The sequence below is a fragment of the Microbacterium umsixpiens genome (assembly GCF_053543675.1).
Genome location: NZ_JBLVOH010000169.1, coordinates 2,432 through 14,011 on the forward strand (window position 1 = coordinate 2,432; position 11,580 = coordinate 14,011).

Here is an 11,580-nt window from a genome sequence, read left to right on the forward strand (position 1 = left end):
CGATCACCGAGCTCGGCGAGCGACTCCGCGCCGAGCAGGAGGCGGGGCACGGGTACCTGCCGTCCGGTGAGAACGTGCTCCGGGCCTTCCAGCGACCGCTGGCCGACGTGCGGGTGCTGATCACCGGACAGGACCCGTATCCGACGCCCGGCCACCCGATCGGTCTGTCTTTCGCGGTCGATCGTGCTGTGCGCCCGCTACCGCGCAGCCTCTCCAACATCTACAAGGAGCGGGAGAGCGATCTCGGCATCCCGCCGGCGCCCCACGGCGATCTCACTGCGTGGAGCGATCAGGGCGTGCTCCTGCTCAACCGCGTGCTCACCGTGCGGCCCGGTGCCGCCGCTTCCCACCGCGGCTGGGGGTGGGAGAAGGTCACCGAGCTCGCGATCCGGACGCTCGTCGCCCGCGATCAGCCGCTCGTCGCCGTGCTGTGGGGCAAGGACGCCGCGAACCTGCAGCCGATGCTGGGTTCGACGCCGATCATCGCCTCTGCGCATCCGTCTCCGCTGTCCGCCAGCCGCGGCTTCTTCGGCTCCCGCCCGTTCTCCCGCGTGAACGACCTCCTCGCCGAGCAGGGCGCCGACGCGATCGACTGGCGGGTGGGTGGCGAGCCTGCGGAGGCCGAGCGCCTGATCTAGGCGCTGCGATCGACTGGAGAGTGGAGGGCGAAGCCACTCCGTCTCTAAGCTGAGCGCATGCAGTTCGAACCGGGGGACCGTCGCCGCGTCCTCCCGCGCCACCTCCGCCCCGAGATCGCCCCCGAGGTCTTCTCGTACACGATCCGTGCAGCGCGTCCGGCGGACTTGCCTCACGTCCGCGAGATCTACAACCATTTCGTGAGCAACTCGGCTGTGACGCTCGACGAGCGGCGCAGCAGCATCCCGTACTGGCGTGACAAGTACGCGCTGCTCACTCGCCTGGAGCTGCCGTTCCTCGTGGCGGTCTCGCCGGCCGGCGTGGTCATGGGATACGCGCTCGCGCAGCCCTGGGCGGGGAAGAACGCCTACAAGTACACGGTCGAGGACTCGATCTACCTCGGTCCGGGCGCGGGCGGGAAGGGACTCGGCGCGGCCCTGCTGCAGGCGCTCATCGATGCCTGCGAGCAGATCGGTCTGCGCGAGATGGTCGCGGTGATCAGCGACAGCGGCGCGGAGGCGTCGATCCGGCTGCACGAGAAGCTGGGGTTCGTCGAAGCCGGTCGCATGGGGCGGGTCGGCTACAAGTTCGGCCGCGACCTCGGCACGGTGTACATGCGGCGTGTGCTCAAGCCCACCGGACGCCGGCGAAGGCTCTTCGGTTCGCGCTGACGACCCGAAGAATCCGCGGCAGCTCAGTCGCTGGAGGGGCGAGGGGGAGCGCCCGGGATCACCGGGATCGCCGCGAGCAGCGTCTTCGTGTAGTCCTCCGTGGGGTGCAGCAGCACATCCTGAGTCGAACCCCGCTCGACGATGTGGCCGTCCTTCATCACGACGACCGCGTCGCACAGGTTCTGGACCACGCCGATGTCGTGCGACACCAGCAGCAGGGTGAGATCGGTCGTGCGGCGGAGCTCGATCAGCAGCTCGAGGATCTGCGCGCGCACCGTCACGTCGAGGGCGGAGAGCGGCTCGTCGCCGACGAGGATGCGGGGGCGGTGCACGATCGCCCGGGCGAGCGCGATCCGCTGGCGCTGGCCGCCCGAGAACTCGTGTGGATAACGGTCGCCCATCTCGGGCTCGAGGCCGACCTGGGCAAGTACCTCGCGTACGCGCGCGCGGTGGTCTCCCTCGATGCCGAGCGCCCACAGCGGCTCTCGCACGATCTGACCGGCGGTCATGCGCGGGTCGAGCGAGGCATACGGATCCTGGAAGACGAGTCCGGTCTCCCGCCGCAGCCAGTGCAGGGACTTCGCGGATGCCGTGGCGTCGACGGGGCGTCCGTCGATCGACACGGTCCCGGACGTGGGGCGGTCGAGACCGAGGATCAGTCGGACCAGCGTGGACTTTCCCGACCCCGACTCGCCGATGATCCCCACGGATGAACCCTCGACGACATCGAGGTCGGTCGCCGCCAGCGCCGTCTGCGTGCGCGTGCGCTCGAATGCGGTTCGCTTCGGGACGACGAAGTCGCGGCGGAGTCCCCGTGCTTCGATCAGACTCATGCGGCACCGCCGTTCGGCCGCCAGAGAGTCGCCGTGGCATCGCGCAGCAGGCCCTGGGTGACCGGTGAGGCAGGAGTCGACAGCAGCGTCGAGACGGGGGCCGCTTCGACGACGCGTCCATGCTCGAGCACCACGCCCTCGGACGCGACCTGCGCGAGCACGGCGAGGTCGTGCGTGATGAACACGAGCGACATCCCCTCGTCGGCGACGAGCGCGAGCAGCAGGGAGAGGATCTCGGCCTGGATCGTGACGTCGAGTGCCGTGGTCGGCTCGTCGGCGATGAGCAGCCGCGGACGGCAGGCGAGTGCCATGGCGATCGCGACGCGCTGCCGCTGCCCGCCCGAGAGCTGATGCGGCAGTTTCGCCGCGAACTGCTCGACGGGCGTGAGGCCGACGGTCTCGAGCAGCTCGAGCACCCGCGCCCTGGCTTCCTGCCCGCGCAACTTCGTGTAGTTCATGACCGGGCGCGTCAGCGCGTACTCGACCGTGTGCAGCGGGTTGAGTGCCGCGTACGGATCCTGGAACACCATCTGCACGTCCTTGCGCAAGTCACGCAGACCGCGGCGCTTGAGGGTCGCCACGTCGACATCGCCGAAGCGGACGGTGCCGGAGGTCGGCTTCTCGACGCCGGTGAGCATCTTCGCGATGGTCGACTTGCCCGACCCCGAGGCCCCGACGAGCGCGAGCGCCTCCCCGGGTTCCAGCCGGAACGACACATCGTCGACGGCCGTCACCGCGTCCTGTCCACGGCGCGGGGCCGGATAGTGCTTGGACACCCCGTCGACCACGATCGCCGCATCGGCGCGACGCGCATCCCGCGACGACACGGTCGGCAGCGTCTCGGTGACGTCGGTGCGCGAACGGCCTTCGGCGCGCCGCGTCCCGAGGTCGACGAAGCCGGGGATCGACAGGGTCTTCGCGCGGGGGTCGGCGTAGTGGCTGAGCAGCATCCGCGTGTACTCGTCCTTCGGACGCTGCAGGATGTCGATGCTCGGCGCGTCTTCGACGATGCGCCCCTCGTGCATCACCATCACCCGGTCGGTGGCCTCGAGCACGATGCCGAGATCGTGGCTGATGAGGATGGCCGTGAACTGCTCGGCCCGCTGCAGTTCCTTGATCGTGTCCATGACGGCGTGCTGCACGAGCACGTCGAGTGCGGTGGTCGGTTCGTCGAAGACCATGAGCTGCGGCTCCAGCGACAGCGCGAGCGCGATCGAGGCACGCTGGCGCATACCGCCGGAGAGCTCCCCGGGGTAGCGGGCGAGCACCGAGGCGTCGAGGCCGACCTTGCCGATGAGCTCGCGGGCCCGGGCCTCCCGGTCGCCCTTGGGCACGTGGCCGTGGGCGGCGAAGATGTCACGGAAGTGGTTGCCCACGGTGCGCACCGGGTTCAGTGCGTTCATGCCCGACTGCAGCACCATCGCGAACCCGCCCTGGCGCTGACGACGCAGCTCTTCGGCATCCAGCTCGCGGATGTCGCGCCCGCCGAAGAGGATGCGGCCGCCGCTGATGCGCGCCGGCGGCTTCTGCAACCGCGTCAGCGCGAAGCCAAGGGTCGACTTGCCCGACCCCGACTCGCCGACGAGTCCGACGAACTCGCCGCGACGCAGCGAGAACGAGACGTCGTGGACGGCGGCGACCGGCGTCGCCCCGGGTGAGGCGTATTCGACGGACAAGGAGTCGACCTCCAGCAGCACATCATTCGTGTTCATGGCGGTCATCGGCCCTTCCCCTCTCGCAGGCGCGGATTGGAGATGCCGTCCACGCCGAAGTTGATCAGTGTCAGGCTCAGCGCCAGCAGTGCGATGCACAGACCGGGGGCGAACAGCAGCAGCCACTGTCCGGTGAGCAGGGAGTTGGAGTTCTGCGCCCAGTAGAGCATGGTGCCCCAGCTGACGATGCTGGAGTCGCCGAGGCCGAGGAACTCCAGTCCCGCCTCGGCGAGGATCGCGGCCGTCGCCGCCCCGAAGAGCGTGCCGGCGATGATCGACGTCATGTTCGGCAGGATCTCGCGGAACACGATGCGCGTCCTGCTGTCGCCCGAGAACTGCGCCGAGGTGACGAAGTCGTTGCCGCGCAGCGACTGCGTCTGGCTGCGGAGCACGCGCGCGCCCCACGCCCAGCCGGTCACCACGATCACGGCGATGATCATCAGGATCCCGCCGTTCTGCAGATACGCGGCGATCACGATCATGAGCGGGAGCCCGGGGATCACCAGGAAGAGGTTGACGATGAAGCCGACCACCTCGCCCAGGAACCCGCGCATGTACCCCCAGCTGAGGCCGATGAGCACAGCGACGATCGTCGAGAGGATGCCGGCGGCGAAGCCGACCAGCAGGCTGATCTGCGCGCCGTAGATGAGCTGGCTGAGCACGTCCTCCCCCGCGGCAGTCGTGCCGAGCCAGTGCGCCCAGGACGCATCGGCGTTGCGGTCGAACCCGTTCTCCTTCGGCCCGTAGGGGGCGAGGACCGGGGCGAACACCGCGACCAGCACGAAGAAGGCGAGGATGCAGAGGCCGAGTCGGGCTTTGCCGTTGCTCCAGAGGGTGGCGACCATGCGCCCGAAGGCGCGCCACGGGCTGGGCGCGGCGATGCGCTCGGCGGGGATCTTGACGTTCATGGTGGAAGTCATCGGCGTGTCCTCGGGTCGAGAACCCCGTAGAGGATGTCCACGAGGAAGTTGGCGATGAGCACGCTCACGGTGATCATCAGGAAGAGCGCCTGCATGAGCGGGTAGTCCTGCCCGATCACGGCGTTGAAGAGCAGGTACCCGATGCCGGGATAGCCGAACACCTGCTCGACGAGGATCGATCCGCCCACGACACCGCCGAGCGTGAGCCCGAAGCCGGTGAGGTTCGGCAGGATCGCGTTGCGCGCGGCGTAGCGGAGGGCGATCGTGCGGCCGTGCAGCCCGTTCGCCTCGCCGAAGGTGATGTAGTCCTCACCGAGCGTGTTGATCATGGCGTTGCGCATCCCGATGATCCAGCCGCCGAGTGAGGTGAGCAGGATCGTCAGGGCCGGCAGGAACGCGTGGCTCAACAGGTCGCCGAGGAACTCCCAGGTGAACCCGGGTGTCGTCGTCGCGGAGTAGGCGCCCGTGGTCGGGAACCAGTGCAGCACGTAGCCGAAGAAGAACAGCAGCAGCAGCGCGGTCCAGAAGTACGGGAACGTGCTGAGGAAGGAGCCCGTCAGCGTCGGCAGCGTGTCGAGCCAGGTGCCTCGACGCCAGGCGGCCGCGACGCCGATGAGGGTTCCGATCACGAACGCGAGGATCGTGACGATGCCGACGAGAGCGATCGTGTACGGCAATGCCGTCGACACCATGCTCGCCACCGACTGGGGATAGAACGTGTACGAGACGCCGAAGTCGAGCCGCACGACCTGGCCGAGGTAGGCGATGTACTGGTCCCACAGCGACCCGGTCGGCACACCCAGCTGGGCTTCGATGGCGGCGCGTGTGGCGTCGGACACCGGCCCGTTCTGGGACAGCTTGGCGATGGCGGCATCCGCCGGGGAGCCCGGCATCATGCGCGGGAGGAAGAAGTTCAGGGTGACCGCAGCCCACAGGGTGAGCACGAACAGGCCGAACTTCTGGAGCACGTACTTCACTTGTCGTCCTCCTTGACTCGCTCGAGCCGCGTGAAGATGCCCAGCGGCGCGGAGTCGTAGTTCTGCGGGATCATGTACGGGTCTTCCTCACTCGGCCAGCCGGTGAACTTGGCGTCGTTGAACAGACCCCAGATGCCGCCGTAGTAGAGGCCGATCACGGGCATCTCGTCGTAGACGATGCCCTGCAGCTCCTTCACGATCTCGGCCTGGCGATCGGTGTCGACGGTCTCGCGGTACTCGGCCAGCAGCGCATCGGCCTCGTCCGAGCGGTAGCGCTCGAAGTTGTTGGCCGTCGTCTCGCCGGACGGCACGTAGAACTCGCTGGAGAGCAGGTTGTTGAAGGCCTGGTAGACGTCGCCGTTGCCCATGCCGCCGATCGCCATCTCGAAGTCGCCGTTGCTGATCGCGCTCTGGTAGCCCGCGGGCTGCGGGAGCTTGAGCGTGACCTTCACACCGACCTCGGCGAGCTGGCTGCGCACGGTCTGCGCGGCCCTCGTCCAGTCCGTGAAGCCGTTGGCCGTGGTGAGCGCGAACTCGAGCTGCTCACCGTCGGCGTCCACGAGCCGGTCGCCGTCGAGGGTGTAGCCCGCCTTCTCGAAGGCTTCGAGCGCAGCGTCCGTGTCCTGCGTGATCATGCCCTCGTCGGGGATGCTCGGGTCGAGATACTCCTCCTGGTTCGGGAGGATCAGTCCGGTCTGGCCGGCGGGCTCCATGTACCCCTCGGAAGCGGTCTCGGCGATCTCCTCGCGATCGAGGGAGAGCGCGATGCCTCGGCGGACGTTCACGTCGTCGAAGGGGGCGACCTCGAGGTTCGGCATCAGGGCGATCACGCCGCCCGGCGGGAACCACCACTTGTTGTCCGGACTAGCCGCACCCCAGGTGCCCTCCACATCGGAGATGAACGAATACGCCCAGTCGTACCCGCGGCTCACGGTGTCGAGCTGCGAGTTGGTCGAGGGCAGGATGATGTGCTCGATCTCGATCTTGTCGGCCTGCCAGTAGTCGGGGTTGCGGTCCATCGAGTACTGCTGGTCGTTGTAGTTGCCGAGCACGAACGGCCCGGTCCCGACCGGTGTCTCGTTGCGGTACGTGGCGGGGTCCTTCACGTCGGCCCAGAGGTGCTCCGGCACGATCATGGTCTGGCCGAGGATCGGCAGCGACGGAGCATCCTCGGTCTGGAGGTGCATGATCACGTCGTCGCCCTCGGTCTCGACGCTCTCCAGATGCTGCCAGGCGCCCTTGATGTCGAGCGCGGGGTTGTCCTTGAGCAGCTGGAACGTGAAGGCCACATCGTCCGGGGTCAGGTCTTCGCCGTCGCTCCACTCGACGTCGTCGCGGATCGTCATGACGATGGTGCGGGCGTCGGGCTGGGACCACTCGGTCGCGAGCCAGGGGTTCTGCGTGCCGTCGAGCGGGTTGACCAGGATCAGCGGCTCGTAGATCCACCGCGACGCCGTGCGCGTGTTGGTGAGATACGGGTTGAAGTTCCTCGTGAAGAACGGGTTGCCCTTGTCGGCGTTGATCAGCATCGTGTCGTCGCCGATCGACGGATCGGGTTGGGATGTGATCTGGATGCTGCAGCCGCTCAGTGCGACTGCGGCTGCTGCAAGGCCGACGATCGCCGCTCTGCGCCAGCGTCCCATCATCCGCGCTCTCGGTGTTCTGCCACCGGACATCTGCCACCTCATGTCGTCTCTGTCATGACCGACGGCCTGCGCCGCCTCAGTGATTGTAAGCGCATACATTTTTCGAAAGCAACCCCTTGACACCGGCGTGGCGCCGTGCCGCGGGGCGTCAGGAAGGGCGCTGCGAGCTCTCGCGAAGGAGGATCTGCAGCGGCAGGCGAGCCAGCACCGGCTCGGCATCCATGCTCTCCAGGCGCCGTGCGAGCACCTGGACGGCTGCGCGCCCGAGGTCGATCATGGGCTGGCGGATCGTGGTGAGCGGGGGGCGCGACAGCGCGGCCGCCTCGATGCCGTCGAACCCGGTCACGAGGATGTCCTCGGGCACGCGGATGCCGGCGCCGCGGAACATGTCGAGCGCGCCGAGCGCCATCTGGTCATTCGCGGAGATCAGCGCTGCCGGCGCGCCGGATGCGACGAGTTCCTCGGCGGCACGACGGCCCGAGCCGCGGGTGAAGTCGCCGCGGAGGACGGTCACGTCGTCGAGGGATCGGCCCGCGGCCGTCACCGCCGCCGCGAACCCCTCCCACCGCTGCAGGCCGTCCGGCGAGTCCTCGGGGCCGGCGAGGAAGGCCAGCGGCCCGTCCCCCACCTGGGCCAGGACATGCCGGGTCAGCTCGGCCATCGCCTCGGCATTGCTCACCGTGACGTGGTCGTAGTGATCACCGCGCGGCGGCCCGGAGAGGACCACGACCGGGATCCGCCGGGCGAGGCGCGCCAGCACGTCGTCGGGCACACTGCTCGCGAGCACCATGAGGCCGTCGACGCGGCCGGCCATGTCGCGCACCGTCGACCGGTCGGGATCGTCGCGTCCGACGCCGACCATGAGTACGAACCCCTGCTTCCACGCCTCCAGCTCCGCGCCGCGCAGCACCTCGTCGAGGAAGAGCATCGAGGTGTGTCCGTCATCGGCATCCGCGTCATCACGGACGATCGCGAACGGCGGCGCATCGGCATCGGAGAGCACGTCCAGCGGCGGAGCGTCTTCCGCGGCGTCGAACCCGGGGAAGTACAGCCCGAGCACCCCGGTGCGGCGCTCCGCGAGACCCCGGGCACTGCCGCTGGGCACGTAACCCAGGGCGGACACGGCATCGAGCACGCGCTCCCGTGTGACCGGACGCACCGCATCCGGCGAGCGCAGCACGCGCGACACGGTGGCGATGGACACGCCGGCCCGATCGGCCACGTCGTACACGGTCGCCGCCTTGCTCACGGTCATGCCCCTCCGGAGCGGGCGGCCAGCGCGGCCTGGTAGAGGTCTCGGGAGGAGAGGCCGGTGAGCGCGGCGACCTCGGACGCAGCATCCTTCAGGCGGATGCCGTCGGCGACGAGCTTCTGCACCTGGGAGAGCGCGTCCTCCGGGGAGGCGTCGCGGCGGGAAGCCCCCTCGACGACGACGACGATCTCGCCTTTGACGCCGTTCTCCGCCCAGGCGACCAGCTCGGATGCCGTGCCGCGGCGCACCTCCTCGTACAGCTTCGTGAGTTCGCGGCACACCGCGATCCGCCGCTCGTCGCCGAACGCCGCACCCATGTCGGCGAGCGCACTCGCGAGGCGGGCCGGGGACTCGAAGAACACCATGGTGCGGGGTTCCGCGGCGAGCGCGCGAAGGGTCGAGCGGCGCTCCCCCGGCTTGCGCGGCAGGAATCCCTCGAACGTGAAGCGGTCGGTGGGGAGGCCCGAGATCGCGAGCGCCATCAGCACCGCACTCGGACCGGGGATCGCGGTCACCGTCACACCCTGGGCCACGGCCTCGGCGACCAGCCCGTAGCCGGGATCGCTGACGGTCGGCATCCCGGCGTCGCTCATCACGACGATGTCGGTCTCCGCCGCGAGGGCGGCGAGCTCTGCGGCCTTCTGCTTCTCGTTGTGGTCGTGCAGCGCGATCAGGCGCGGACGGTTGTCGATCTGCAGCGCCTTCAGGAGTCGCACCGTGGTGCGGGTGTCCTCCGCGACGACGACCTCGGCGTTCTCCAGCACCTCCACCAGGCGGCGGGACGCGTCGCCGAGATTTCCGATCGGAGTGGCGGCGAGGATGATCACCCGCCCAGCTTAGGCGGGTTGTCTAGGCTGGACCGGTGACCGCGCCCGTGCCCCTGCTCCCTGCCCCCGAGGCACGGCTGACGCGCTACGGGCGACTTCGCGACCGCGTGCTCCTCGATCCCGACTGGGGCCGCGCCATCCGATGGCTCGCCCCACTGGTCATCACCGCGCTGGCCGCGGTCCTCCGGCTGATCGGCGTCGCCCATCCGCACGAGCTGGCCTTCGACGAGACCTACTACGTCAAGGACGCCTGGTCGCTGTGGACCCTGGGCTACGAAGGCACCTGGGGCGACGGCGCGAACCAGGCGTTCCCGACCGGCGAGGATCTTCCGCTCTCCGACCAGGGCGCGTTCATCGTGCATCCGCCGCTGGGCAAGTGGCTGATCGCGCTGGGCATGGCGATCGGCGGCCCGGAGAACAGCGGCGGCTGGCGGCTGGCCACCGCGCTCTTCGGCACGGCATCGGTCTTGCTGGTGTACCTGATCGCCCGGCGCCTCAGCGGCTCGGTGGTCGTCGCGACCGTGGCCGGAACCCTGCTCGCGATCGACGGGCTCAGCATCGTGATGAGCCGGATCGCCCTGCTCGACGGCATCCTGACGTTCTTCATCCTGCTGGGCGTGCTGTTCGTGCTGATCGACCGGCAGCGGACGATCCCGGTGCTCGAGAGACGCGACCTCGACGCGCCGGACCCGTTCTGGGGGCCCGTGCTGTGGCGCCGTCCGTGGCTGGGCGCCGCGGGACTCGCCCTGGGCGCGGCGTGCGCCGTGAAGTGGTCGGGACTCTACGTCCTCGCCGGCTTCGGGCTGTACGTCGTGATCACCGATGCGCTGGCCCGGCGCCGCGCCGGCGTGGTGCTGTGGCCGACCGCCGCCGCATTCCGCCAGGGGCCCGTCTCATTCGTACTGCTCGTCTTCCCCGCCCTCGCGGTGTACCTCATCAGCTGGACCGGCTGGCTCGTGACCGCCGGCGGCTATGACCGCAAGAGCGACACCAACCCCCTGCTCGCACTGTGGAAGTACCACGAGTCCATGCTCGGATTCCATGTGGGCCTGAGCCGCGGGCACCCCTATGCGAGCCCCGCGTGGGAGTGGCCCCTGCTGCTGCGTCCGACCGCGGTCTGGGTCGACCCCTCCCCCTCGGGTTGCGGCACGGATCACTGCATCGGCGTGATCTCCGCCGTCCCCAATCCGCTCATCTGGTACGGCGGGGTCGCTGCGGCCGTCTACCTGATCTACCGGCTGGTGCGCAGTTGGATCACCCGGCAGTCGGTCGGTCCGGAGCTGACCGTTCCGCTCGTGGGTCTCGCTGTCACCTACCTGCCGTGGCTGATGTTCCCCGAGCGCACGATCTTCCAGTTCTACACGGTCGTGATGATGCCGTTCCTCGTGCTCGCCCTGGCGATGATGCTGCGGATCATCGCCGGAAAGCGGGAGGATCCGCTGTACCGGCGGCAGTCCGGCGAGCGCACGGTGATCATCTTCCTGACGTTCGTGGTGCTCGTCTCGGCGTTCTTCCTGCCGCTGTGGACCGGGATGAGCGTGCCGTACGAGTTCTGGCTTCTGCACAACTGGCTGCCCGGCTGGGTGTGAGGCGCTAGGCGGGATCGTCCGTCGCGACGTGGTCCACCAGCGGGAGCACGCGCCCCGACAGGTGGGTGCGCATCGCGATTGACGACGCCGTCCGGGCGACGCCGGGCACGAGCGCGACCCGGTCGAGCACCTCCTGCAGCCGCGTGGCATCCCGCGCGACCAGCCGCAGCTGCATGTCGCTGGCGCCCGTGACGGTGTGCATGTCGACGATCTCGGGCACCGCGTCCGCCAAGGCCGTCGCCACCTCGTCATGACCGACCTTCTGATCGATCTCGACCAGGCAGAAGGCGACCACGCCGTAGCCGAAGCCGGCCGGGTCCACGCGCGGCACGATCGCCTCGATCACCCCGCCCTCGTGCAGGCGCGCGAGACGGCTCGTCGCAGTGCCGCGGGCGATCCCGAGCCGCCGCGCGACTTCCAGGATCGGCAGCTGCGGGGACTCGGTGAGCAGCCGGATGAGCTGGGCGTCGAGGCGATCGATGCGCATCGGCTACTCCCGCGGCACGCCGGCCCCCGC

11 protein-coding genes are annotated in these 11,580 nt (G+C 69.1%); 3 read left to right on the forward strand and 8 right to left on the reverse strand.

From position 1 onward, the window contains the following. Together ACNPM4_RS16405 and ACNPM4_RS16410 are read left to right on the forward strand one after the other, a co-directional pair. Positions 1-638, forward strand: a 638-nt coding sequence (locus tag ACNPM4_RS16405; RefSeq protein WP_448985882.1) for a uracil-DNA glycosylase, incomplete at its 5' end; no start/stop codon positions are given. Between the two features lie 57 nt (positions 639-695). Beyond that, the gene (locus tag ACNPM4_RS16410) at positions 696-1,307 is read left to right on the forward strand and encodes a GNAT family N-acetyltransferase (RefSeq protein ID WP_448985881.1); all 612 of its coding nucleotides are present in this window, start codon (positions 696-698) and stop codon (positions 1,305-1,307) included. A 23-nt stretch (positions 1,308-1,330) separates the two neighbouring features. On the opposite strand, the gene ACNPM4_RS16415 is transcribed toward ACNPM4_RS16410, so the two are convergent. The 7 genes from ACNPM4_RS16415 to rsmI all read right to left on the reverse strand — a co-directional run bounded on the left by ACNPM4_RS16415 (position 1,331) and on the right by rsmI (position 9,474). Continuing rightward, complete coding sequence (locus ACNPM4_RS16415; RefSeq protein WP_448985880.1) at positions 1,331-2,140, reverse strand: ABC transporter ATP-binding protein; 810 nt, start codon at positions 2,138-2,140, stop codon at positions 1,331-1,333. Then, a complete protein-coding gene (locus tag ACNPM4_RS16420; RefSeq protein ID WP_448986389.1) occupies positions 2,137-3,861 on the reverse strand; it encodes an ABC transporter ATP-binding protein in 1,725 nt (574 codons plus the stop codon). The genes ACNPM4_RS16415 and ACNPM4_RS16420 overlap by 4 nt, the downstream gene beginning before the upstream one ends. Beyond that, positions 3,858-4,772, reverse strand: coding sequence for an ABC transporter permease (locus tag ACNPM4_RS16425; protein WP_448986390.1), 915 nt, complete (start codon positions 4,770-4,772; stop codon positions 3,858-3,860). The genes ACNPM4_RS16420 and ACNPM4_RS16425 overlap by 4 nt, the downstream gene beginning before the upstream one ends. Next, entirely contained in the window at positions 4,769-5,749 is a 981-nt protein-coding gene (locus tag ACNPM4_RS16430) for an ABC transporter permease (protein ID WP_029262636.1), read from the reverse strand. The genes ACNPM4_RS16425 and ACNPM4_RS16430 overlap by 4 nt, the downstream gene beginning before the upstream one ends. Then, on the reverse strand, positions 5,746-7,425 hold the full coding sequence (locus ACNPM4_RS16435) for an ABC transporter substrate-binding protein (protein ID WP_448986391.1): 1,680 nt from the start codon (positions 7,423-7,425) through the stop codon (positions 5,746-5,748). Before ACNPM4_RS16435 ends, ACNPM4_RS16430 begins: the two co-directional genes overlap by 4 nt. Before the next feature lie 118 nt (positions 7,426-7,543). Then, positions 7,544-8,650 (reverse strand): LacI family DNA-binding transcriptional regulator, encoded by a 1,107-nt coding sequence (locus ACNPM4_RS16440; protein WP_448986392.1) that lies wholly within the window; start codon positions 8,648-8,650, stop codon positions 7,544-7,546. Further along, positions 8,647-9,474: a 16S rRNA (cytidine(1402)-2'-O)-methyltransferase gene (gene rsmI / locus ACNPM4_RS16445; RefSeq protein WP_448986393.1), complete on the reverse strand. Its 828-nt coding sequence runs from the start codon at positions 9,472-9,474 to the stop codon at positions 8,647-8,649. Before rsmI ends, ACNPM4_RS16440 begins: the two co-directional genes overlap by 4 nt. 35 nt (positions 9,475-9,509) lie before the next feature. Here rsmI and ACNPM4_RS16450 point away from each other — a divergent pair, with 35 nt between their 5' ends. Next, positions 9,510-11,063, forward strand: a complete 1,554-nt coding sequence (locus ACNPM4_RS16450) for a dolichyl-phosphate-mannose--protein mannosyltransferase (protein WP_448986394.1) — start codon at positions 9,510-9,512, stop codon at positions 11,061-11,063. Between the two features lie 4 nt (positions 11,064-11,067). On the opposite strand, the gene ACNPM4_RS16455 is transcribed toward ACNPM4_RS16450, so the two are convergent. Beyond that, positions 11,068-11,550, reverse strand: a complete 483-nt coding sequence (locus ACNPM4_RS16455; RefSeq protein ID WP_029262641.1) for an Lrp/AsnC family transcriptional regulator — start codon at positions 11,548-11,550, stop codon at positions 11,068-11,070. Positions 11,551-11,580: the final 30 nt, after the last annotated feature.